Consider the following 22,236-nt stretch of genomic DNA (forward strand, 5'->3'; position numbering starts at 1 on the left):
ACCCATGGCCACCATCGACCTCGACGCCGTCGCCAAGTCCTTCGGCCCCGTCCACGTCCTGGAGCCGGTGGACCTCAAGATCCGCTCGGGCGAGTTCGTCGTCCTCGTCGGCCCGTCCGGCTGCGGGAAGTCCACCCTGCTCCGCATGATCGCGGGCCTGGAGGAGGCGAGCTCCGGCGACATCCGGATCGCCGGCGAGCGCGTCAACGACGTGCCGCCGAAGGACCGCAACATCGCCATGGTGTTCCAGTCCTACGCGCTCTACCCGCACATGACCGTCGCGCAGAACATGAGCTACAGTTTGAAGCTGCGGAAGACCGCCAAGGAGCGGATCGCGGAAGCGGTGAAGGGCGCGGCCGAGACGCTCGGCCTGTCCAAGCTCACCGAGCGGCGCCCCAGGGCGCTTTCGGGCGGCCAGCGCCAGCGCGTCGCCATGGGCCGCGCCATCGTGCGCCGCCCCCGGGCCTTCCTGTTCGACGAGCCGCTGTCGAACCTCGACGCGCGCCTGCGCGAGCAGATGCGGGCCGAGATCAAGAAGCTGCACGCGCGCCTCGGCGCCACCTCGATCTACGTCACCCACGACCAGATCGAGGCGATGACCCTCGCCGACCGGATCGTCGCGCTCGACGCGGGGAAGATCCAGCAGATCGGCACGCCCCTCGACCTCTACGGGCGCCCCGCCAACCGCTTCGTCGCCGGCTTCATCGGCTCGCCCGCGATGAACTTCGTGTCCGGCACCTACCGCGCCGCAGCGGCGGGCCGCCCGCCGCACCTCCAGGCCGACCACGCCGCCCTCCCCCTGCCGGACCTTGATCAACCCGACGGCCACGCCGTCACCGTCGGTATCCGGCCCGAGCACGTCCTCGTCGCGGACGGCGACACGCCCGGCGCGATCGCCTGCGGCGTCGAGCTGGTGGAGCCGACCGGCATGGGCACGATCGTCCATCTCAGCCTCGGCGACGTCGCCCTCAAGGCCTACCGGCCCGGCTACACCGAATGGACGGCCGGCCAGAGGGTCCACGTCCGCCTTCCCCTCGAGCACATGCACCTCTTCGACGAGGCGAGCGGCGCGCGCATCGAGCCGGCCGCGTCCGGGCACTCGCCTGGGCTGTCGGAGCGGCCGGCCGGCACGAAACTTGACTAGCTAATTCATATTACCTAGCACCGGCCCGTCTCGTCGTTCGTCGATCTCGCTGGGGTGCCAGGATGTTGAAGCACGTGTTGGTTTCGGTCGGGCTCGCCTGCTGCTCGCTCGCGCCGCAGATGAGCCTGCCGGCCGCGGCCCAGCCTGTGACGATCGCGCACGCGCAGGGCGAAACCGTTCTGGAAGGCGTTCCCGGCCGCGTCATCGTCGCGGACTGGGCGGCCTTCGACAATCTCGAGGCGCTCGGCGTGCCCGTGGCCGGCGTCCCCGCCACCGCGACGCCCGCCTATCTCGCGAGCAAGGTTCCGGCCGACACGCCCCGCATCGGCTCTCTGCAGGAGCCCGACGTCGAGGCGATCGCCGCGGCCGAGCCGGACCTCGTGATCGTCGCCGCCCGCTCGCGCCAGAGCTTCCCGACGCTCAGCCAGATCGCGCCGACGATCGACACCACCGTCGACAACGCCGACATCGTCGCCGGTGTGACGGCGAACATCCGGCGCTACGGCGAGATCTTCCAGCGCGAGGCGCGGGCCGCCGAGCTGATCGCCGCGCTCGACGCGAAGCTGGCCGAGGCGCGCGAAGCGGCCGCCGGCCGGGGCACCGGCCTCGTCGTCGTCGTCAATGGCGGGCGGCTCGGCGTCTACGGTCCGGGCTCACGCGTCGCCTGGATCTACGACGCGCTGAACGTTCCCTCCGTGATCGACGACGTCGACGACCGCGACCACGGCGGCGACGCGATCTCCTTCGAGTACCTCCTGGAGAAAAATCCCGACTGGCTCTTCGTGGTCGACCGCGATGCGGGAATCGGCAACGAGGGCTCGGCGCGCGCGACGCTCGACAACGAACTGGTCCACCAGACCACCTTCTGGACGAAGAACCAGATCGTTTATCTCGATCCCGCCGCCGCCTACGTCACCATGCACGGCTATACCGGCCTCATGCTGATGCTGGACCAGGTCATCGCGGGCTATCGCAGCGCGTCCTGAGGGCGCGGCGCCGAACGCCTTCGTGACGACGCTCGCCCATCTCGCCCGCTCGGCTCGCGGCGGGTCCTGGCTGCTCGCGGGCGCGGGGCTCCTGACGCTGGTTCTCGCCGGCGTCAGCCTATTCGTCGGCGTCGGCGAGGTGAGCCTCGGGGCGCTTCTCGGCTCGGGCGAGCGCGAAACGCGCCTGCTCCTGGCGAGCCGCCTGCCCCGCACCCTCGCCCTCCTCCTTGCCGGCTCGTCGCTCGCCATCGCCGGCCTCGTGATGCAGATGGTGGTGCGCAACCGCTTCGTGGAACCCTCCACGGCCGGCACGACGGAAGCCGCCTCGCTCGGCTTCCTCCTGGTCACGCTTCTCGCGCCGGGCTGGCCGATCATGGCCAAGATGGCCGTCTCCGCCCTTTGCGCGCTCGCGGGCACGCTCCTCTTCCTGCGCATCCTGCGCGCGGTGCCGCTGCGCGACGCCATGCTGGTGCCGCTGGTGGGCATCATGCTGGGCGGCGTGATCGGGGCGGTGACGACCTTTCTCGCCTATCGCTTCAACCTCCTGCCCTCGCTTCTCGCCTGGACCACGGGCGACTTCTCGGGGGTGCTGCGCGGGCGCTACGAACTCCTCTGGCTGGGCCTCGGGGCAACGGTTCTCGCCTTTCTCGCGGCCGACCGCTTCACGCTCGCCGCCATGGGCGAGAACGTCGCGACGAGCCTCGGCCTGCCTTACGAGAGCGTCGTCGCGCTCGGTCTCGGTCTCGTCTCGGTGATCGCCGCGGTCACCCTGGTGTCCGTCGGCTCGATCCCTTTTCTCGGCCTCGTCGTGCCCAACCTCGTCAGCCTGATGCTGGGCGACAACATGCGCGTGTCGGTGCCCTGGGTCGCGGTGCTCGGCGCGCTCTTCGTTCTCGCCTGCGACATTCTCGGCCGCCTCGTGCGCTACCCCTACGAGATCCCGATCGGCGTGGTGGTCGGCGTCATCGGCAGCGCCGTCTTCCTGTGGCTGATCCTGCGGGACCGCAGGGCGCATGGCTGAGGCGCGCCGGTCCCGGCGGCCGACGCTCGTGCTCGCCGCGCTGACGCTTCTCGCGATCGTCGCCGTCGCGGCCTTCATGACGCTCGGCGCGCGGGGAAGCTGGGACTTCGTCATTCCGTTCCGCGGCCGGCGCCTCCTGGTTCTCGTGACCGTCGCCTACGCCGTCGCGGTCTCGACCGTGCTCTTCCAGACCGCCACCGCCAACCGCATCCTCACGCCCTCGATCATGGGCTTCGACGCGCTCTTCGTTCTGGTCCGCACGCTGGTCGTCGCGTTTTTCGGAACGGGCATGCTGGTCGCTTTCGATCCGCACGCGCGCTTCCTTCTCGACGTCGCGCTGATGGTCGGCTTCTCCTTCGCCTTGTTCCGCTGGCTCTTCGCCGGCGAGGAGCGCAGCCTCCACCGGCTCGTTCTCGTCGGCATCGTCTTCGGCATCCTGTTCCGCTCGCTCTCCACCTTCATCCAGCGCCTGCTCGATCCCAACGCCTTCCAGGTCCTTCAGGACACGCTGTTCGCGAGCTTCTCGGGCGTCGACACGACGCTTCTCGGCATCTCGCTCGTGCTCGTCGGCGCCGTCAGCCTCGTTCTCTGGCGCATCGGCCACTGCTTCGACATCCTGTCGCTCGGCCGCGCGACGGCGATCGGCCTCGGCGTCGACTACCGGCGCAGCGTCATGACGATCCTGGTCGCCGTTTCGGTGCTCGTCGCCGTGTCGACGGCGCTGGTCGGGCCGATCACCTTCTTCGGCCTCCTCGTGGCATCCCTCGCCCGCGCGCTTCTCGGCGAGAGTCGGCACCGGGTCCTCCTGCCCGCCGCCGTGCTTCTCGCGGTGGTCGCGCTGGTGGGCGGCCAGACAGTCCTGGAGCGCGTCTTCGCCTTCGACACCGCCCTGTCCATCATCGTGGAGTTCCTCGGCGGCCTCGTCTTCCTGATCCTCGTCATTCGCGGAGCGGTCCGATGATCGAGATCCGAAACGCCCGCAAGCGCTACGGCGACGCTCTCGTGGTGGACGACGTGACGCTGCGCATCCCGGCGCGCGGCATCACCTCGATCATCGGGCCGAACGGCGCGGGCAAGTCGACGCTCCTGTCGATGATCGCGCGGCTCGTCGGGCTCGACGGCGGCCGCATCACGGTGGACGGGCTGGACGTCGCGACGACCGCCGGCCCGGTGCTCGCCCGGCGCCTCGCGGTGCTGCGCCAGGACAACCACATGACGGCCCGCCTGACGGTCCGCGATCTCGTCGCCTTCGGGCGCTATCCCCACTCGCGCGGGCGCCCAGTGCCGGGCGATGCGGACCATGTCGACCGGGCTCTCGCCTATCTCAACCTGACGGAGCTGTCCGGCCGCTTCCTGGACGAACTCTCCGGCGGCCAGCGCCAGCGGGCCTTCGTCGCCATGGTCCTGTGCCAGGACACCGACTACGTGCTCCTGGACGAGCCGCTCAACAACCTCGACATGCGCCACGCCGCAGCCATGATGCGGCTCTGGCGGGATGCCTGCCGCGACTTCGGCAAGACGGTGGTGATCGTCCTCCACGACATCAACTTCGCCTCCTGGCATTCCGACCACATCGTCGCCATGCGCGACGGCCGCATCCACAGCCAGGGAACGCCGGAGGAGATCATCCGCGAGCCCGTGCTGCAGGCGATCTACGACATGGCGATCAGCGTGCAGGAGATCGGCGGCCGCCGCGTCGGCCTGTTCTACGAGTGACGGCCCGCCGTGGAGCGCGTGTCCGCGCCGCCACGGACACTGTTGCCGATTTGCAAAGATGACTAATTTAATCATAATTTAGAGGCGTTCTTCGTTGAGCGGAAACGGATCGGCTGCGTAAGCCGGAGGTGACACGAATCCGCGGGCGAGGGGCCCGTGGGAACCCGGAGAACCGCCATGTCCCCGCGCGCGACCAGCCGCTTGCGCCTCATGTCCCTGAGCGCGTCGCTGCTCGCGATGCTGGCCGGCTCGGCGCTGGCCCAGGAGCCGCGTCGAGCCGCCGAGAGCGCCGACGGAGCGGGCACCGCCGCGCCCGCCGGGACCCTGGTTCTCGACACGGTGGTGGTCGAGGGCGGCGCCGGGAGCGGCCAGCCCCCGGCCACCGGAACGATCGGACAGCCGTCCGCGCCCTTCGCGGGCGGCGACGTCGCCTCGGGCGCGCGGCTCGGCATCCTGGGCAACCGCTCGATCTTCGACACGCCCTTCAGCGTCACGAGCTTCACCGACAAGCTGATCCGCGACCAGCAGGCCCGCACCGTCGCCGACGTCGTCCTCAACGACCCGTCCGTGCGCAACGACGCGCCCGCCTTCAGCGAGCGCGACGCCTTCTTCATCCGCGGCTTCTCGGTGGTGAACCTCGACACCGCCTATGACGGCCTGTTCTACATCGCCAATCCGCGGCGCTCCTTCCTGGAGGGGATCGAGCGGGTCGAGGTGCTGAAGGGCCCCTCGGCGCTCCTCAACGGCGGCACCGGCCGCGTCGGCGGCACCATCAACCTCATCCCGAAGCGCGCGACCGACGAGCCGCTGACGCGCCTGACGACGACCTATCTCAGCGACACGCAGGTCTGGACGCACATGGACGTCGGCCGCCGCTGGGGCGCGGAGGGCGAGTGGGGCATCCGCGTCAACGGCTCCTACCGGGACGGCGACACCGCCCTCGACCGCAACGAGCAGGAGGTCGGCGTCGCCTCGCTCGGCCTCGATTATCGCGGCGACCGCCTGCGCGCCTCGCTCGACGTCAACTATTCCGACCAGAAGATCGACGCGCCGACCTCGCTGTTCAACGCGGCCGCGCCCGGCATCCGCATCCCGCGCGCGCCAAACGGGCGGATCAACACGTCGAACTCCTTCGAATACATCGACAGCGTCCACGCCATGGCCGCCGGCCGGATCGAATACGACATCCTCGACAACACGACGCTCTACGCGGCCGGCGGCGCCAGCCGCTACCGCGAGGACTTCCTGACCTCGTCCTACCTGATCAACGATCCGAGCGGCAACGCGACCGCGAGCCTCGCCATCCAGCCCCAACAGATCGAGGGCATCACCGGCGAAGTCGGCCTGCGCTCGCGCTTCGAGACCGGCCCCGTCGGCCACCAGCTCAACCTGTCCGCGGCGCAGGCGCGAAACGAGAACGATCGCGGCGGCTTCGCGCGGATCGTCCTGCCGACCTTCCGCACCAACATCTACGACCCCTCCTTCCTGCCGGAAGGATCCGTCGACTCGAGCGCCTTCCCGCGCGCCAGCGGCCGGCCGCGCTTCGCCGACATCGAGCTGACCAGCCTCGCTTTGTCCGACACGCTGTCCGTCATGGACGAGCGCGTCCAGCTGACGCTCGGCGGACGCTACCAGGACATCCGCTCGCGGGCCTACTCCACCGTTCCCGGCCCGACGCTCGGCAACCTCACCTACGACTATCAGGACGCCGAGTTCAGCCCGGCGGTAGCCGCCGTCGTGCGCCTGACCGACGAGGTGTCCGTCTACGGCAACTACATCGAGGCCCTGACCGAAGGGCCGACCGCGCCGGTTCGCGCGCGCAACGCCAACGAGATCTTCGCGCCGGTCGTGAGCAAGCAGAAGGAGATCGGCGTCAAGGTCGACCTCGGCAGCGTCGGCCTGACCACGTCGCTCTTCGAGATCCGCCAGCCGAGCGGCTTCACGGACCCGGCGACGAACGTCTTCTCGGTCGGCGGCCTGCAGGTCAATCGCGGCCTCGAGATCAACCTGTTCGGCGAGCCGCTGGACGGCGTGCGGCTCCTCGGCGGCATCACCCTCCTCGACGCGGAGTTGGAGCGGACCGCGGGCGGCCTGTTCGACGGCAACACCGTGCCGGGCGTCGCGCGGACCGCGATCAACCTCTACGGCGAGTACGACGTGACCTGGCTCACCGAGGGACTGACCCTCACCGGCCGGATGGTCCACACCGGCAGCACCTTCTACGACCAGGCCAACAACCAGACGATCGACGACTGGACCCGCGTCGACCTCGGCGCGCGCTACGCCTTCACCGGCCCCTACGACAAGGAGGTCGAGGTGCGCGCCAACGTCGAGAACGTCTTCGACGAGACCTATTGGGCGTCCTCGGCCCGCGGCTTCCTGGCCGCCGGCGCGCCCCGCACCTTCCTCGTCTCGACCTCGATCGACTTCTGAGACGAAGGCCCGCAGGGCTCTCCCCGCGGGCTTTCGCCGCGGCCGGGCAACGCTGGACTTCGCAGGCTGCGGCACGATCCTTGGTCGACCGGGCACGGGCCCGCCGGAATGACCGAGGACGTCCAGCATGCCGAATGACAGCCGTTTCGACCGTGGGCGCCCCGTGCCGAGCGGCCGGCTGTCCCGGCTCGCCGCGATCGGCGGGCTCGCCGGCAGCGTCGCCGGCAACGTCCTGCGCGACGGTGCCGGGCGCTTGGCACGCGGCGAGCGGCCGCGCCTGTCCGACCTCGTCCTGACGCCGCGCAACGTGACGAAGGCCACGGACCAGCTCGCCCGCATGCGCGGCGCGGCGATGAAGCTCGGCCAGCTCCTGTCCATGGACGCAGGCGAGCTCCTGCCGCCGGAGCTGTCCGAGATCATGGCACGACTGCGCGCCGACGCCGAGCCGATGCCCCGTGCCCAGCTCGAACAGGTGCTCTCGCGCGAGCTCGGCGCAGACTGGCGCTCCCGCTTCGAATACGTCTCGCACCGTCCGATCGCCGCCGCCTCGATCGGCCAAGTCCACCGGGCGCTGACCACGGACGGGCGCGACGTGGCGATCAAGGTCCAGTATCCCGGCATCGCCCGCTCGATCGACAGCGACGTCGACAACGTCGCGGCGGTCCTACGCATGTCCGGGCTGATCCCGCGCCACCTCGACGTGTCGCCGCTCCTCGACGCGGCGAAGGCGCAGCTTCGCGAGGAAGCGGATTACGGCCGCGAGGCCGAGCATCTGACCCGCTTCGGCGAGCTCGTCGCGGGCGACGAGCGCTTCGTCGTGCCCTCACTCCAGGCCGACCTGTCGACGCGGCACGTCCTCGCCATGTCCTTCGTCGACAGCGACCCCATCGAGACCGCCGTCCAGATGAGCCAGGGCGAGCGCGACCGGATCGCCGCGGCCCTGATCGACCTGTCGCTGCGCGAGCTCTTCGACTTCCGCCTGGTCCAGACCGACCCGAACCCGGCCAACTACCGGATCGAGAAGGAGACCGGTCGGATCGCCCTCCTCGACTTCGGCGCGACGCGCAGCTTCGACGAGGCGCTCGTGTCCCGATGCCGCGATCTCCTGCGGGCGGCCAAGACGGCGGACCGCGCCTTGGCGAGCGAGGCGATCGTCGCCCTCGGCCTGTCCGGCCCCTCCGTGCCGCCGGAGCGCCACGCGCGCATTCTCGACCTCTTCGCCATCGCCTCGGCCTTTCTCCGGCGCGAGGGGCCGGCCGACTTCGCGAACGACGCGGCCCTCGTCGAACTCCGCGACGAAGCGCTTCGCCTGTCCGAGGACCGCAACGTCTACCTCGTGCCCCCGGCCGATCCTTTGTTTCTCCAGCGCAAATATGCCGGCCTTTATCTTCTCGCCCTGCGCCTTCGCGCGCGCGTCGATCTCGCCTCCCTCCTCGATCGCCACCTCGCCGCGGCCTGATCGCCGCGGATCGGCGCGGCACGATGTCCCGTCTCAAGGCGGCCGAACCGGATCCCGGCGCGGAGCGGCGCGTTGCCGAGGCATGACCCCGCTCGACATCGACCACCGACAGATCAACCTTCGAGGCGTCCGGCTCCACGTCGCGCAGGCCGGTCCCGCCGACGGGCCGCCGGTCCTGCTTCTTCACGGCTTTCCCGACTTCTGGATCGGCTGGCGCTCCCAGATCGAGGCGCTGGCCGGCGCCGGCTATCGCGTCGTCGTGCCCGACCAGCGCGGTTACAACACCAGCGACAAGCCGAAGGGCATCCGCGAATACGCCCTGCCGAAGCTCCTCGACGACGTCGCGGCGCTCGCCGACGCGCTGGGACACGAACGCTTCCACCTCGTCGGCCACGACTGGGGCGGGATCGTCGCCTGGGCGGCGGGGGCGAGGATGCCCGATCGCCTCGACACGCTCGTGATCCTCAACGCGCCGCATCCCGAAGCGCTGTTTCCCTATGCCATGCGCTCTCCCTCGCAGGTTCTGCGCAGCAGCTACGCCGCCTTCTTCCAGTTTCCCATCCTGCCCGAGGCCGTCCTGTCGGTACGCCGCTGCGCCCTTCTCGTGCGGGCCCTCGAACGAACGAGCCGTCCGGGAACCTTTCCGCCCGAGGACATCGAGGCGTACCGGCAGGCCTGGGAGCGGCCGGGCGCGATCGGCGCGATGCTCAACTGGTACCGCGCGCTGCGCTTTCGCCCGCGCATGAGCGAGCGGATCGGCGTGCCGACGCTGGTTCTGTGGGGCCTGCGGGACCAGGCGCTCGAGCCGGGCCTTGCCGAGGCGAGCCTCGCCTTCTGCGACGACGGCCGGCTGCAGACCTTTCCGGCGGCCACGCACTGGCTCCAGCGCGAGGAGGCCGCCGCGGTGAACGCCGCCCTCCTCTCGTTTCTCGCGCGCTGACGCGAACGGGGCGCGGCCGGCGGGCTCAGGCCAGGGCCGCGGCCGCCGATCGCACCGCCTCGGTCAGTTGGCGCAGCGAGGTGACGGGAAGCCGGGCGACCGTCCAGTGGAGCATCACGTCGATCCGCGACCCCGGCACGAGCTCCACGAGCCGGCCGGCGGCGATGTCCTCGCCGGCCAGCATCACCGGCTGCATGCCCCAGGCAAGGCCCGCCCGCGCCAGATCCAGGAAGGCGTGCGTCGAGGCGACACGGTAGGTCGGGGCATCGAACTCGGCGCCGACGACTCGGCTTGCCCATCGCGCCTGGAGCGCGTCGCGCCGGTCGAAGCGCAGGCACGGCGCCGTCGCCAGCGCGGCGGCCGTGACGCCGCCAGCGAAGAAGCGGGCGACGAAGGCGGGGCTCGCGCAGGCGGCGTAACGCAGGGCGCCGAGCGGCATCGTCCGGCAGCCCTGCACGGCGCCCGCCTCGGCGGTGACGGCGGCCAGCACCTCGCCGGAGCGCAGCCGGTCGGCGGTGTGTGCCTCGTCGTCGAGCGTCAGGTCGAGCGGGATGCCCGTCTCGATCCCGAACGCGCTCACCGCCCGCGGAAACCAGGTCGCCAAGCTGTCGGAGTTCACCGCGATCTTGAGCGCGGTTCTCGAAGGCTCGGCCTCGCCTCGCGCCAGCTCCGGCGAAAGGTCCGCCTCAAGCAGGCTCACCCGGTCGAGATGGGCGCAGAGGGAGCGGCCGAGATCGGTCGCCTCGCAGGGCTGGCCGCGCACGACGAGGATCGCGCCGAGCCGCTCCTCGAGGCCGCGCACGCGCTGCGAGACGGCGGAGGGCGTGATGCCGAGAACGGCCGCAGCGCGCTCGAAACTGCCTTCGCGCACGACGGCCGCCACGGTGGACAGGGCGGGATAATCCAGCATGGATGAAGCCATGCTTCATCGGGTTTAGAAGAACAAGTTGTACTTCGCGCGGCGTCCCCGGCATGACGGCCGCCATGACCCATCTCCTTCCGCCCTTCGCCGCCGGCTTCGCCCTGTCGGCCGCGCTGATCGTCGCCATCGGCGCCCAGAACCTCTTCGTCCTGCGCCAGGGGCTGCGGGGGGAGCATGTCGGGGCCCTCGTCCTGTTCTTCGGCCTGTCGGACGCCTTGCTCATCGCGGCGGGCGTCGGCGGCGTCGGCGGCGTCGGCGCGTTCCTGTCGGCCGCCCCGCAGCTGACGACGATCCTCGCGCTCGGAGGCGCCGCGTTTCTCGCCTGGTACGGCATCGCCGCGCTGCGCCGCACGGCCTCGCCCGGCGCCGTATCGGTCGGGGCGGCCGGCGCGTTGTCGCTCGGCCGCGCCGTGGCGACGGGCGCCGCCTTCACCTTCCTCAACCCGCACGTCTACCTCGATACCGTGCTCCTCATGGGAACGGCGGGATCGGCGCAGCCGGAAGCGCTGCGCCCCGCCTTCGTGCTGGGAGCGGCGAGCGCGAGCTTCGCGTGGTTCGCGGCGCTCGGCTACGGCGCGCGCCTCCTGCAGCCCGTCTTCACGCGCCCGGCCGCATGGCGCGTCCTCGATGCCTGCGTCGGGATCGTCATGCTGAGCCTCGCGGCCTCGCTCGCCGCGGGCGCGCTCCTGCGCTGAGGGCTTGCGGCACCGACCCGAAGGCTGCGCGAGGGCGCGGTCAGTTCCGACCGCGCGACGCCTCGAGCTCCTTGGCGAGTTCCCGGCCGACGTGAAGCATGACCGCCTCGATCAGGCGGGGCAGCATCGGATCGGGGGTCAGCTTGGCCAGGTCGCGAAGGGAAGCCAGTCGGTCGATCAGCTCCGACTCGATCGGATGCTGCTCGTGTTGCTCGATCCGCATCAGGATGCCGGAGAAATGCGTCGGCCGTCCAGCCATGTCTCCGAAGCAACGCCCGACGGCGTGCATCGTGTCGAATGTGCCGTCGGCGTTTCGCAGGCGGTAGAACCACGAGCAGAGGTCATGCCGCCGAAGGACGCGCTCCATCTCGCGGGCGGCGGCATTGCGATCGTCCGGATGGATGCAGGACCTCAGGCGATCGCGCGCGACGCCCCTCGCTCCCTCGACGGGGTCGACCCCGAACAAGGCGCTGATCGGGGGATCCACGAAGCTGAGCCCGGACGCGATGTCGAAGCTCCAGAAGCCGACATGCGCCTCGGTTGCGGCGCTGCCCGGCCGCGTTGGTTCATGCCCCATGCTTTCACCTTTCTCCCTTCCTGACCACGATCAAGAAACAGATGAATGTTGCACGCCATCATCAACTATGAGAGGTTCTGACCGCATCTATTTACTTGAAGTTGAACGAAATGATCGCATCAAATCCTTCAAATAGTCGTCCTCTGGAACCCGTAGTCGTGTGATGGAGCGATGTCAAAACTTCCTGTCGAAGTGACGCTCGGCCGACGCCTCCAGCAGCTGCGCGAGGCGCGCTCCCTGTCGGCGGCCGAGCTCGGTCGCAGCGCCGGCCTGACCTATCAGCAGATCCGCAAGTACGAGACCGGGGCGAACCGCATCAGCGCCGCGACGCTCTACCGCTTGGCGCTCCATCTCGACGTCGACATCGACGTCTTCTTCGACGCGCTGCCTCGCGATGGTCGAGGCGCGGCCCCGGGCGGGTCCGAGACGGCACCGGCAGTCCCGACGATCCTGTCGGCGATCGACGATCCCGAGGTTCGGCGCCATTTCGAGGCCCTCCTCCAGGCGCTCGCGGCCCGGCGCTGACGGCGCCCTGAGCCGGCAGGGCCCGTCGCGCTGGCGCGCCCGGCATCACCGGCCCGGTCCGAACGGCGATCATTCGCAGCGGATCGTCTGCTGGGCCTGGTAGGTTCCGGCCGCGAACACGCCCGAAGCCTTGGTCGCCGTGAGATCGAAATGCATCGTGTAGGTGCCGTTCAGAATGACGGCCGAGAGCACGTTGAGCGAGCTGGAGCCGCCGGCCACCCGCCAGCCGCCGCTGAAGGTCGAGGCCGTCCTGGCCGCGGCCGGGGCGGCCATGAAGTCGGTCGGCTGCGTCAAGGAAAGCCGGAAGCAGTTCAAGGGCAGGTTCAGCGCGCAGACGAGGCTGGGAATGACGCCCCCGGCCAGCGTCGTGATCGTCGCCGTCGCCGGCGATCCGCCGCTGTTCTGGGTGCTCAGCGTCGTCAGGCCGGCATTGGGCGTCAGGACGCCCGGAGCGCCGACGACGATTGTGCAGGTGCCGAGGACGGCGGCCGCGGGACGGACCGCCGCGAGCAGAAGAGCGGCAGCGGCGACGAGGGTTCCGGTTCGGCTCATCCCCGCCCGCGCGGACCTACTGGCTGACCAGGACATTGCTCCCGCTCCCGTCGGACCAGCCGTCCTTGTCCCAGTTGCGGGCCGACGGGCTCGACGACGTGGCCGCGGCGGCGCCCTCGCCTTTCAGCCCCATCTTCAGGAGCTCCAGCTCCATCTTCAACCGCGCCACTTCGAGCTCGTAGAGCTTCGAACAATCGAGGCGCCGTCCGCTGACGCCCAGGGGAATAACGACCCGTCCATAGGTGGCGATGCTGCCCTGCGCCGTGTTGCTGCCGTCGATCGCCCCGACGTCGAGATAGGCCCCCGATCCCGACACGGCGGAGCGGCAGGTCGTCCCGTCCGAGGCCCTCACCTCGTCCTGCCCTTGCGGCAGGTTGACGCCGGGAAGATTGAAGCCGCTCTGGCTCTGGTTCAGGTAATAAACGTCCTCCGCATGAGCAAGCGGCGCGAGGGCGCCCCAGATGAACGTCGCCGCGGTCAGAGCCGCTGCCCGAGAAATCGACCGCATATCTGCGCCCTGATCTGAGTTTGCTGGTTGGGGAAGGGAACACTCTCGACGCAGATCCGCACTTTCCGCCTTTCGGCGCCGTCGAACGGAACAACAACGGTGACGGGCCGCGACGATTCGCTTCCCAGCATGAACGCCGCCGGCGAGACCTGCGCCTCGACGGGCCGGAACTCCTGGTCGTAAACGCGCACCTCCATGCGGATGCGCTGGGGATAGGGATTGGACGGGAAGACGCGCACGGCGAAGACGTCCGAGAAGCTCGTCACCTCGCCCCGCATGGGGGTCAGCGACTGGGCCGAGGCGGGTCCGCCGGCGAGAAGAAGACAGGCCGCCGCCAGTTGCCGGAGGCGGGACATGCGGGAGCGAGCGGAGGCCATGGTCGGCCCTACTCGCACTTGACCGTGACGGTCGCGGAATAGGCGCCGCTGACGAAGGTGTTGGAGCCGGTCTTCGTGCCGGTGAGGTCGACGCTGACGACGTTCGTGCCCGCCGCCGTCAGCGAGGTGGCGGTCGTCGTGTTCGCGATCGTCTGCGCGCCGGTGACGCTGTAGCTCGGCGTCCAGACCGTCGACGTCGTGTCGCCGGCGGGAACGGTGACGGCGCTCGGGGTCGGCTCCAGGCTGAGGGTCACGCCGCCGGTGGTGGTGACCGTCACGACGCCCGCCGCGCCGCCCGAAAGACGCGAACTCAGCGACTGCAGCGTTCCGCTCGGCACGAGCACGCCGGTCGGGCTGGTGATGTTCAGGGCGCAGGTCGCTCCGACAGTGCCGTTGAACATGATGTTGCCGGTTGCCGCGTATGCATGCTGCGACAACCCGAGACAAATAAGAGACGAGATGATCGTTCTGCTGCACATAGGCCGTTTTCGTCTAGCGTTGGTCTCGATGGCCCGCGCCATCTAACGCTAGAAGTTATGGTTCGGGTCGATTGCCCGAAGCTGAACATCTCTATGTCCAGCTTATCATCCTCCGCAGCCTCCGAACGCGCCAAAAGTCCGGCCCGCATCCGGTTCCGCTGCCGCGACGCGGCGGCCGAGGGATCGTCCTCGCCCGCCGCCCCGCTTCAATGCGTCGGGGCGAGTTCGCCGGCTTCCACGCGGATGGGCAGGACGTTCGCGGGCGGCGGCAGAGGGCAGACGGCGAAGTCGGTGAAGGCGCAAGGCGGGCTGACGGCGCGGTTGAAGTCGAGGAGGATCGTCGTCTCCGTCACATTCTCGCCGAACAGGAAACGCGCGGCCGGATAGGTCTCGCCGCCTCGCGCCGTTTCGTCGCGGAAGACGAATTGCGGCCGCTCGGGCGTGCCGTGCGTGGCGAGGAGTTCGAAGTGCCGTCCATCCCTGTGAAAGACGGCCTTGTGCGTCGCCTCCACCTCGGTCGGGATGTTGCGGCTGGTGTCGATGCCGAGGGAGACCGGCGCATCGAGCCGCACCCAGTCGGCGACGATCCGCCAGGCGGGATCGAAGGGGAAGGTGTGCAGCGGCTTCAAGTCTCGCGCCGCCGTCGAGGCGGTGTCGCGCACGCGAAGGGCGTTCTCGCCGTTGAGCGTTGTGACTTCGAGAAGCAGGCTCCCGGCCGTGAAGCGCGGCGGGTTCGACTTGGATAGCGGCAGATCCAGGTCCTGCCCGCCATCGGCCGGCGAGAAGACGACGCGCCCGTCCTCGCCTTGCGTCAACCGCCCGACGACGTCGGGGCCGGCGGGAAGGACGATGTCGTTGCCGGCGGCACTGCCGACCGAGACGGTGCCGGTCTCCAGCGGATAGCGGCCGATGATGTTGAGCCAGCCGTCCGGGGCGGCGAGCGCCGCGAGGCGGCGCGCCTTCCAGGCGTCGTGGTCGGCTTTGAGGTCGCTCATGGGGCCAATCCTTCCTGTCGAGGTGCCGCCACGCCCGGCGCCGGCGTTGCGGCGGGTCTGTGGCGGCGGCGGCCGGCGCCGCGCGATTCCAGGAGAACCTTCACGGCCAGCGTCACCAGGGCCAGGAGGGTGAGGATCGAGGCCGCGGCGAAGGCGCCGACCGTGTTGTAGTCGTTGTAGAGGAGCTCGATCTGGAGCGGCAGCGTGTTGGTCTGCCCGCGGATGTTGCCGGACACGATGGAAACGGCGCCGAACTCGCCCATGACGCGGGCGTTGCAGAGCACCACGCCGTAAAGGAGCGCCCACTTGACGTTGGGCAGGGTCACGCGGCGGAAGACCTGCCAGCCGTTCGCGCCGAGCGAGACCGCCGCCTCCTCCTCGCTGCGCCCCTGCGCCTCCATCAGCGGGATCAGCTCGCGCGCGACGAAGGGGGCGGTGACGAACATCGAGGCGAGGACGATGCCGGGCAGCGCGAACAGGATGCGGATTTCGGCCGCCTGCAGCGCGGGGCCGAAGAGCCCCTGCAGGCCGTAGACGAAGAGATAGGCCGTGCCCGCGACGATCGGCGAGATCGAGAAGGGAATCTCGATCAGGACGACGAGGAGGCGGCGGCCGGGAAAGTCGAACTTCGTCACCGCCCAGGCCGCGGCGATGCCGAAGCCGGTGTTGAGGGGAACCGCGATCAGCGCAGTGAGAACCGTCAGGAGGATCGCATGGCGCGTGTCGGGCGCGGCGATCGTCGAGGCGAAATAGCCGAGCCCCATCGAGAAGGCCTGGCCGAAGATCACCGCGAGCGGCGCGAGGATGAAGACGGCGGACAAAGCGAGCACGAAGCCGATCAGCAGCCGCCGCGCGAGCGGCGTCTCGCCGATGCGCACGGACGCCCGGCGGTTCATGCCGCCCCCAGGTGGCGCGAAGCCCGCGCCTGGAGAAGGTTGGTGACGGCGAGCATCACGAAGGCGGCGAGAAGGATCACCGAGGCGATCGCGGCGGCCGCGGGGTAGTCGAACTCCTCCAGGCGGATAAAGGTCAGGAGCGAGGTGATCTCGGTCGAGAAGGGCTGGTTGCCGGCGATGAAGATCACCGCGCCGAACTCGCCGAGCGATCGGGCGAAGGAGAGCGAGGTGCCGGCGAGAAGGGCGGGGGCGAGAAGCGGCAGGACGACGCTGCGGAAGGTCCGCGCCTCGCCCGCGCCGAGCGACAGCGCCGCCTCCTCGATCGCCGGATCGAGATCCTCCAGCACCGGCTGCACCGTGCGCACCACGAAGGGGATGCTCGTGAAGGTCATCGCCACCATGATGCCGAGCGGGGTGTAGGCAACCTTGATCCCGAGATCGGCGAGCGGGCCGCCGAGCCAGCCGTTCGCCGAGAAGAGCGAGGTCAGCGCGATGCCGGCGACCGCCGTCGGCAGGGCGAAGGGCAGGTCCACCACCGCGTCGAGAAGGCGCCGGCCGGGAAAGCGGTAGCGCGTGATCACCCAGGCGAGCGCGAGGCCGAAGACGAGGTTCACGAGCGTCGCGGCCAGCGCGCAGAGCACGGTGACGCGATAGCTCGCGACGGCCCGCGGCGAGGACACGATCGACCAATAGGCCTCGGGCCCCAGACTCGCCGCCTTCCACACGAGCGCGCCGAGCGGCAGGCAGACGATGATCGAGAGGTAGAGCAGGGTAACGCCGAGGGAGAGCCTCAGCCCCGGCAGGACACGGCGCGGCAGCACGGCAACTCCGGCAGTTCATCGGATGCGCGGAAACGGCCGACGCCGACCGCCGACCGTTTCCGCTTGCGAAGCTGGCTTATGGGGCTCAGCGCGAGCCGTAAAGCACGTCGAGCTTGCCGCCGGCGGCGAAGTGCTCGGCCTGGACCTTCTTCCAGCCGCCGAAGACGTCCTCCACGGTGACCAGCCGGACGTCCGGGAAGCGGTCGGCGAATTCGGCGGCGACCGTTTCGTCGCGCACGCGGTTGCCGTGCTCGGCGATGATGCGCTGGCCGGCCGGGGTGTAGAGGAAGTCGAGGTAGGCCTTGGCGAGCTCGGCCGAGCCGCGGCGCTTGGCGACCGTCTCCACCACCGCCACCGGGAATTCGGCGAGGAGGCTGACGGGCGGGATCAACGTGTCGAAGCGGTCCTCGCCGAACTCGCGCGCGATGCCCTGCGTTTCCGCCTCGAAGGTCACGAGCACGTCGCCGATCTCGCGCTCGACGAAGGTCGTCGTCGCGCCCCGGCCGCCCGTGTCGAAGACCGGCACGTTGTCGAAGAGCTTGGTGATGAACGCGTCGACCTTGGCCTCGTCGCCGTCGAAGGCCTCGAGTGCGTAGGCGCGGGCGGCGAGATAGGTGTAGCGCCCGTTGCCGGAGGTCTTCGGGTTCGGGAACACGACCTTGACATCCTCGCGCACGAGATCGTCCCAGTTGCGGATGGCCTTCGGGTTGCCCTCGCGCACGATGAAGGCGGGCAGCGAGTAGTAGGGCGAGGCGTTGTTCGGGAAGGCTTGGCTCCAATCGGCCGAGACGAAGCCGTTGGTCTGGAGGAAGTCGATGTCGGTCACCTGGTTCAGGGTGACGACGTCGGCTTCCAGTCCTTCCGCGACGGCGCGGGCCTGGCGCGACGAGCCGCCATGGCTCTGGTCGACCGTGACGTCGCGGCCGGTCTCGGCCTTGTAGCTCTCGGCGAAGGCCGGGTTGACCTTGGCGAAGAGCTCGCGGGCGACGTCGTAGGAGGCGTTGAGGAGGGTCGTCGGCGCGTCCTGCGCGGCGGCCGGCGACAGGATTGCGGCGGCCAGCGAGGCGCCAAGAAGCAGCGAACGGAACATCGGAGAGATAACCTTGGAGACTTCGGGAGGCGCCGCCATCTTGCGGTCCCGCCCGGCTCAAGGCGAGGCGCGAACGCCGCACTTCGAGCGGCGGCGGAGAAAATCCTTCCCGCCAAGACGCGTTTCGCGAACGGCAATGCTCAGCGTCGCGCTGGAAATCTGCGGAGCGGGCGACGCCGCCCGCCGTCAGCCCCGCCGCCGCGCGAAGGCGCGCGCGTCGTAGCGGCCCGTGCGGTGAACGAAGCGCGGCACCGCGACGGCTTCGAGGCGCCGGCACAGGCGGCCATGGGCGAGGCTCGGAAGCTGCGCGGCATCGTCGAAGGGGCGCAGGTGATGGAGGACGACGACTCGCCCGCCCGGCGCCAGCACCCGGCACAGGGCGGCGGCCAGCCGGTCGAGGTCGCGCCGGTTCAGGTAATAGGCGATCTCCGACACGACCACGAGGTCGAAGGGCCCGCGCGGCAGCTCGTTCGGCAGGAGCGCCCGGCGGAACGCGACGCGCGCGCCCGGCGGCGTCAGGCGCCGCGCCTCGGCGAGCGCGGTCGGCGAGGCGTCCACCGCGAGGAGCCGCAGCGCGAGGGGCGCGAGCGCGCGCGAGGTGACGCCGATCGCGCAGGCGAGCTCCAGCGCCCGGCCGACCTTGCGCCCGCCGCAGGCGCGCAGCAGCACCTGGCGCTTGGCCGCCTCGAAGCGCGAGGCCCGGTAGTTCCAGGGATCGACGTCGACGCGGAACTTCGCCTCGAAGCCGTCCGGCGTGATCGGCCTCACGAAGCGGACCGCCAATAGGTTTCCGACGGTCCGGTCAGACGGTCGATCGTCGCCCCCGTCAGGCGGAAGGCGTGCGGGTCGTCGGGAACGAGGTCGCTCGTCTGCGACAGGTGCGCCGCCACGGCCGCGCGCTTGGCCGCCTGCGCGGCCGATACGTCGAAGGCGATCCGCTCGGCCTCGCCCGCGCGGGGATGGTCCTCGGGCGCGCCGAGCTCGTCCAGCCAGATCGCATATTCGAGCCGCGCGCAGTCCGGGCTCGCGCGATCGAGGGCGGCGCTCGCGAGCGCGAAGGCGTCGCGATGATCGCGGTGCGGGTCGCGGCGCCAGGGCAGGAGCGCGAGGTCCGGACGGAAGGCGTCGAGGATGCCCGCGACGGCGTCCGCCGCGGCGTCGAAGCCGGGCGATCCGGGCGGGGGCATGTCGGCGTCGGGAAGGCGCAGAAAGGTCCGCGCCGCTTCGCCGATGCCGAGACGGCGCAGCGCCTCCACCGCCTCCGCTTCCCGCTGCGCGGCGAGCCGCGGGCGGGGCCAGAGCCGCGAGCCGGGATGCGAGGCGCCGCCGTCGGTGACGAAGAGGACGTGGAACAGGGCGCCTCGGCCGGCAAGGCTCCAGATCAGGCCGCCGCAGCCGAGCGACTCGTCGTCGGGATGGGGCGAAACGACGAGAACGCGCCGCGCCGCGATTGATGCCGCGTCGAGAAGGCTCACGCCTCGCTCTCCCGGAGCAAGGCTTCTCCCGGCGCCCAGGTGCCGGCGGCGATGGCGGCGCCGAGGCTCGTCAGGGCTCCGTCGGGATTGGGCTGGCGCAGATAGGTTCGAAGGTCGCGCATCAGGCGCTCCAGGGGATGGGGGGCGATGAAGCCGGCGGCCCCGACGCCGCGCTCGGCCTCTTCGAGAACGGCGAGCGCGGCGGCCTCCACCGCCGAGCGGGCCGCATCGACGGTGGCGACGAGGTGCGCGGCCGTCGGGGACGCGGCATCGGCGTCCTCGGCCGCGATCCAGTCGCGCGCCGCCCGCTCCAGCCAGTTGTAGCCCGTCTCGACGGCGATCCCCATGCGGGCGATGCGGTGGGCCTGGTGCGGCGCCCCGGCCCGGCCGGTCGCCGTCAGGTGATCGAGCGCGGCGTCGAAGACGGCGTGCATGCCGCCGACCTGAACCGCGACGAAGCGCGCCGCTCCGGCCGAGAACCAGGGCTGGGCGACATAGGCGCCGGGCGCGCCGAGGTGCCAGTCGGGCGAAACGGCCAGGCCGGTGAAGTCGACGACGTGGCTGCCGGAGGCACGCATGCCGAGCGGGCGCCACCAGGAGCGGTCGACCGGCAGGCCGGCGAGCGGCAGGAGGATCATCTGGCGCCCGGTCTCCGTCGGCACGGTCACGATCGCGCGCGACAGGCCGTCGACCCCGGAGGCGAAGGTCTTGCGGCCGAGAAGGCGTCCCTCCTCGAGGCGCAGCGGATCGCCGGGATCGTCGGTGTTCCAGATGCCGAAGAGCTCGCCGCGGCGCGCCCGCCCCGCGACGTCGTCGACCTGCGCCAGCGTGCCGTGACGGCGCGCGAGATCGAGCGCGTTGACGTGGCCTTCGTAGATGCGGCCGGTGCTGAGGTCGGCGCGCCCGACGGCGGCGAGACGGCGCAGGAGCTGCCGGATCTCGCCCCGCCCGAGCGGCGGATCCGCCACGAGCCCCTGCGCGCGTAGGATCGCGAAGGCGGCCTCGGGAAAGGCGCCGTCGCGGTCGCGGGCGGCCGCCTCGTCCCGCAGCATGGCCGAGACCGGCGTGGTCCCGGCCTCGGCCTCGATGGTCCGGTCAGGCCGCACGGCTTTCCGCCTCCCGGCTCGCGATCAGGGCGGCGAGGCGCGCGGTGGCCGGTGCGACCGGCACGCCGGCCGGCGCGTCCGGCTCGTCGGGCGCGAAGCGCTCGATCAGCGCGGCGGCGCTGCCGGCGAGCGCGGCCTCGTCCAGGCCCAGCCGGCGGGCGACCTGCCGCCGCGCCTCGGCGCCGCAGCCGTCGAGGTCCCGCAGCAAGCGCCGGCGCAGCAACCGCGCCTCGATCGCGTCGGGCGCCTCGACCAGAACCGGGCGGCCTTCGGCCTCGTCCCGCATCCAGCCCGTCAGGCAGTCGGCCATGCCGCCGGGCGCGCGCCCGACGAGGCGGGCCGAAACGGTTACGCGGACCGACGCCGGATGAACGAGCAGCCCGCCGGCCGCCCGCACCCGCGACACGAAGGCCAGGTCCTCGCGCACCGGCAGCGCGGGCATGCCGCCGACCGCCGCGTAGACGTCGCCGCGCACGGCGAGGCTGCCGCCGGTATGGTCGCGGTGGCGCGGCCAGGGATCGTGCGGCAAGGGGTCGACGAGCGCGGCGAGGCGGTCGGCGAGGGCCGCGTACCGGGCGATTGCCGCGGCCCGGGCCGCGAAGCCGGGCCCGAGAAGGGCCTCCTCCTCGGCATCGCCGACGATGTGGCCGCCGACGAGGTCGGCGCCGGCCGCGATGGCGGCGAGGTTCATGGACACCCAGTCTCGCGCCGGCACGGCATCGGCGTCGGTGGTCAGGATCACCGTCGCGGCGGGCGGACAGGCGCTGCCGGCAAGGGCCCGCTCCATGCCGAGGCGCCGCGCCGACCCGACGTGGGAGATGGTCTCGGGCGCCGCCGTCTCGATGAGGTCGAGGTCGAGCGCTGGATTGATGCGCGCGGCCGCGAGGGCGGCTTGGCGCGATCCGTCGGTGCAACCGTTGAGGACGAGGACCGTGCGCAACCGTTCCCCGGCCTTGTCCAGGTGATCCTGCGCGGCGAGCGCGGCGAGCAGCCGCGGCAGGCGCCCTTCCTCGTTGCGCACGGGTACGGCGACCACGGGATGAAGGAACTGCCGATCGACGCGCATGGGCCTCCGCCGAAAGACCCATTCTGCAGTCGCCCAAGTGTAGCCGACCGAATCTTTCCTGTGCAGCGAACTATGCCGGGCCTGCTGCCGCACAACCTTGAGGACACGTCAAATAGTGTGGTCGCGACCGGACACGATCCCGGACTCGTGGTAAGAGGCCCGCATCCGGGAGGAACGAGCCCGCGGCCCCTTGCAGCCGGGCGCTTTGCCGCCGATATATAAGGCCTTCACGCACAAGGATAACTCCCATGGCTCTGGCCCGTATGACGGCCGAGGGCCGCACCTTGCTTTCCCAGCTCGCGCGCGGCCCCATCGACGCCCCCGACACCCGCCTGATCTCCGATCTGTCCGCCTTCGGCTTTGCCGAACGCAAGGAAGACCGCTGGCAGATCACGCGCAGCGGCAAGGAGTACCTCAAGTCCCATCGATGATCTCTTCGACCTGCGCGCGAGC

General features: G+C 70.7%; 25 protein-coding genes. 11 read left to right on the top strand and 14 right to left on the bottom strand.

The window, feature by feature from the left end:
- The first annotated feature begins 4 nt into the window (after positions 1-4).
- From FZN60_RS25165 to FZN60_RS25200, 8 genes are all read left to right on the top strand, one after another.
- Positions 5-1,144 carry an ABC transporter ATP-binding protein gene (locus FZN60_RS25165; protein ID WP_158876446.1) on the top strand — a complete coding sequence of 380 codons (1,140 nt, stop codon included), beginning with the start codon at positions 5-7 and terminating at the stop codon, positions 1,142-1,144.
- A 74-nt stretch (positions 1,145-1,218) separates the two neighbouring features.
- Entirely contained in the window at positions 1,219-2,130 is a 912-nt protein-coding gene (locus tag FZN60_RS25170) for a siderophore ABC transporter substrate-binding protein (RefSeq protein ID WP_246727180.1), read from the top strand.
- Between the two features lie 70 nt (positions 2,131-2,200).
- The gene (locus FZN60_RS25175; RefSeq protein WP_158876579.1) at positions 2,201-3,151 is read left to right on the top strand and encodes an ABC transporter permease; all 951 of its coding nucleotides are present in this window, start codon (positions 2,201-2,203) and stop codon (positions 3,149-3,151) included.
- Positions 3,144-4,112: an iron chelate uptake ABC transporter family permease subunit gene (locus FZN60_RS25180; RefSeq protein WP_158876449.1), complete on the top strand. Its 969-nt coding sequence runs from the start codon at positions 3,144-3,146 to the stop codon at positions 4,110-4,112. Before FZN60_RS25175 ends, FZN60_RS25180 begins: the two co-directional genes overlap by 8 nt.
- On the top strand, positions 4,109-4,867 hold the full coding sequence (locus FZN60_RS25185) for an iron ABC transporter ATP-binding protein (RefSeq protein ID WP_158876451.1): 759 nt from the start codon (positions 4,109-4,111) through the stop codon (positions 4,865-4,867). Before FZN60_RS25180 ends, FZN60_RS25185 begins: the two co-directional genes overlap by 4 nt.
- A 177-nt stretch (positions 4,868-5,044) precedes the next feature.
- The gene (locus tag FZN60_RS25190) at positions 5,045-7,300 is read left to right on the top strand and encodes a TonB-dependent receptor (RefSeq protein WP_158876453.1); all 2,256 of its coding nucleotides are present in this window, start codon (positions 5,045-5,047) and stop codon (positions 7,298-7,300) included.
- Positions 7,301-7,427: 127 nt separating this feature from the next.
- On the top strand, positions 7,428-8,759 hold the full coding sequence (locus FZN60_RS25195) for an ABC1 kinase family protein (RefSeq protein WP_158876455.1): 1,332 nt from the start codon (positions 7,428-7,430) through the stop codon (positions 8,757-8,759).
- An 82-nt stretch (positions 8,760-8,841) separates the two neighbouring features.
- Positions 8,842-9,699, top strand: a complete 858-nt coding sequence (locus FZN60_RS25200; RefSeq protein ID WP_158876457.1) for an alpha/beta fold hydrolase — start codon at positions 8,842-8,844, stop codon at positions 9,697-9,699.
- A gap of 25 nt (positions 9,700-9,724) precedes the next feature.
- On the opposite strand, the gene FZN60_RS25205 is transcribed toward FZN60_RS25200, so the two are convergent.
- Entirely contained in the window at positions 9,725-10,609 is an 885-nt protein-coding gene (locus FZN60_RS25205; protein ID WP_158876582.1) for a LysR family transcriptional regulator ArgP, read from the bottom strand.
- A 74-nt stretch (positions 10,610-10,683) separates the two neighbouring features.
- On the opposite strand from FZN60_RS25205, the gene FZN60_RS25210 reads away from it, so the two are divergent.
- Positions 10,684-11,316 (top strand): LysE/ArgO family amino acid transporter, encoded by a 633-nt coding sequence (locus tag FZN60_RS25210; protein ID WP_158876459.1) that lies wholly within the window; start codon positions 10,684-10,686, stop codon positions 11,314-11,316.
- A gap of 40 nt (positions 11,317-11,356) precedes the next feature.
- Here FZN60_RS25210 and FZN60_RS25215 read toward each other — a convergent pair whose 3' ends face one another.
- Positions 11,357-11,893, bottom strand: a complete 537-nt coding sequence (locus FZN60_RS25215; RefSeq protein WP_158876462.1) for a PAS domain-containing protein — start codon at positions 11,891-11,893, stop codon at positions 11,357-11,359.
- A 171-nt stretch (positions 11,894-12,064) separates the two neighbouring features.
- Here FZN60_RS25215 and FZN60_RS25220 point away from each other — a divergent pair, with 171 nt between their 5' ends.
- Positions 12,065-12,418 (top strand): helix-turn-helix domain-containing protein, encoded by a 354-nt coding sequence (locus tag FZN60_RS25220; RefSeq protein WP_158876464.1) that lies wholly within the window; start codon positions 12,065-12,067, stop codon positions 12,416-12,418.
- Positions 12,419-12,487: 69 nt separating this feature from the next.
- Here FZN60_RS25220 and FZN60_RS25225 read toward each other — a convergent pair whose 3' ends face one another.
- The 12 genes from FZN60_RS25225 to FZN60_RS25280 form a co-directional block, all read right to left on the bottom strand.
- A complete protein-coding gene (locus FZN60_RS25225) occupies positions 12,488-12,970 on the bottom strand; it encodes a hypothetical protein (RefSeq protein ID WP_158876467.1) in 483 nt (160 codons plus the stop codon).
- 16 nt (positions 12,971-12,986) lie between these two features.
- A complete protein-coding gene (locus tag FZN60_RS25230) occupies positions 12,987-13,478 on the bottom strand; it encodes a hypothetical protein (RefSeq protein WP_246727181.1) in 492 nt (163 codons plus the stop codon).
- On the bottom strand, positions 13,448-13,834 hold the full coding sequence (locus FZN60_RS25235) for a hypothetical protein (protein WP_158876585.1): 387 nt from the start codon (positions 13,832-13,834) through the stop codon (positions 13,448-13,450). The genes FZN60_RS25230 and FZN60_RS25235 overlap by 31 nt, the downstream gene beginning before the upstream one ends.
- A gap of 29 nt (positions 13,835-13,863) precedes the next feature.
- Positions 13,864-14,256 carry a hypothetical protein gene (locus tag FZN60_RS25240; RefSeq protein WP_246727185.1) on the bottom strand — a complete coding sequence of 131 codons (393 nt, stop codon included), beginning with the start codon at positions 14,254-14,256 and terminating at the stop codon, positions 13,864-13,866.
- 284 nt (positions 14,257-14,540) lie between these two features.
- Positions 14,541-15,329 carry a DUF1684 domain-containing protein gene (locus FZN60_RS25245; protein WP_158876472.1) on the bottom strand — a complete coding sequence of 263 codons (789 nt, stop codon included), beginning with the start codon at positions 15,327-15,329 and terminating at the stop codon, positions 14,541-14,543.
- Positions 15,326-16,225, bottom strand: coding sequence for a sulfate ABC transporter permease subunit CysW (gene cysW / locus FZN60_RS25250; RefSeq protein WP_158876474.1), 900 nt, complete (start codon positions 16,223-16,225; stop codon positions 15,326-15,328). Before cysW ends, FZN60_RS25245 begins: the two co-directional genes overlap by 4 nt.
- Entirely contained in the window at positions 16,222-17,043 is an 822-nt protein-coding gene (cysT, locus tag FZN60_RS25255; protein ID WP_158876590.1) for a sulfate ABC transporter permease subunit CysT, read from the bottom strand. Before cysT ends, cysW begins: the two co-directional genes overlap by 4 nt.
- A gap of 88 nt (positions 17,044-17,131) precedes the next feature.
- Entirely contained in the window at positions 17,132-18,136 is a 1,005-nt protein-coding gene (gene cysP / locus FZN60_RS25260; protein ID WP_158876476.1) for a thiosulfate ABC transporter substrate-binding protein CysP, read from the bottom strand.
- A gap of 186 nt (positions 18,137-18,322) precedes the next feature.
- Positions 18,323-18,904, bottom strand: coding sequence for a class I SAM-dependent methyltransferase (locus FZN60_RS25265; RefSeq protein ID WP_158876478.1), 582 nt, complete (start codon positions 18,902-18,904; stop codon positions 18,323-18,325).
- Positions 18,901-19,611 (bottom strand): PIG-L deacetylase family protein, encoded by a 711-nt coding sequence (locus tag FZN60_RS25270; protein ID WP_158876481.1) that lies wholly within the window; start codon positions 19,609-19,611, stop codon positions 18,901-18,903. Before FZN60_RS25270 ends, FZN60_RS25265 begins: the two co-directional genes overlap by 4 nt.
- The gene (locus FZN60_RS25275) at positions 19,608-20,717 is read right to left on the bottom strand and encodes an acyl-CoA dehydrogenase family protein (protein WP_158876484.1); all 1,110 of its coding nucleotides are present in this window, start codon (positions 20,715-20,717) and stop codon (positions 19,608-19,610) included. The genes FZN60_RS25270 and FZN60_RS25275 overlap by 4 nt, the downstream gene beginning before the upstream one ends.
- On the bottom strand, positions 20,707-21,783 hold the full coding sequence (locus tag FZN60_RS25280) for a glycosyltransferase family 2 protein (RefSeq protein ID WP_158876486.1): 1,077 nt from the start codon (positions 21,781-21,783) through the stop codon (positions 20,707-20,709). Before FZN60_RS25280 ends, FZN60_RS25275 begins: the two co-directional genes overlap by 11 nt.
- Positions 21,784-22,031: 248 nt before the next feature.
- On the opposite strand from FZN60_RS25280, the gene FZN60_RS25285 reads away from it, so the two are divergent.
- The gene (locus FZN60_RS25285; protein ID WP_158876489.1) at positions 22,032-22,214 is read left to right on the top strand and encodes a hypothetical protein; all 183 of its coding nucleotides are present in this window, start codon (positions 22,032-22,034) and stop codon (positions 22,212-22,214) included.
- Positions 22,215-22,236 lie beyond the last annotated feature (22 nt).

Origin of the sequence: Antarcticirhabdus aurantiaca (genome assembly GCF_009765365.1) — a bacterium.
Classification (GTDB): Bacteria; Pseudomonadota; Alphaproteobacteria; order Rhizobiales; family Rhizobiaceae; genus Antarcticirhabdus; species Antarcticirhabdus aurantiaca.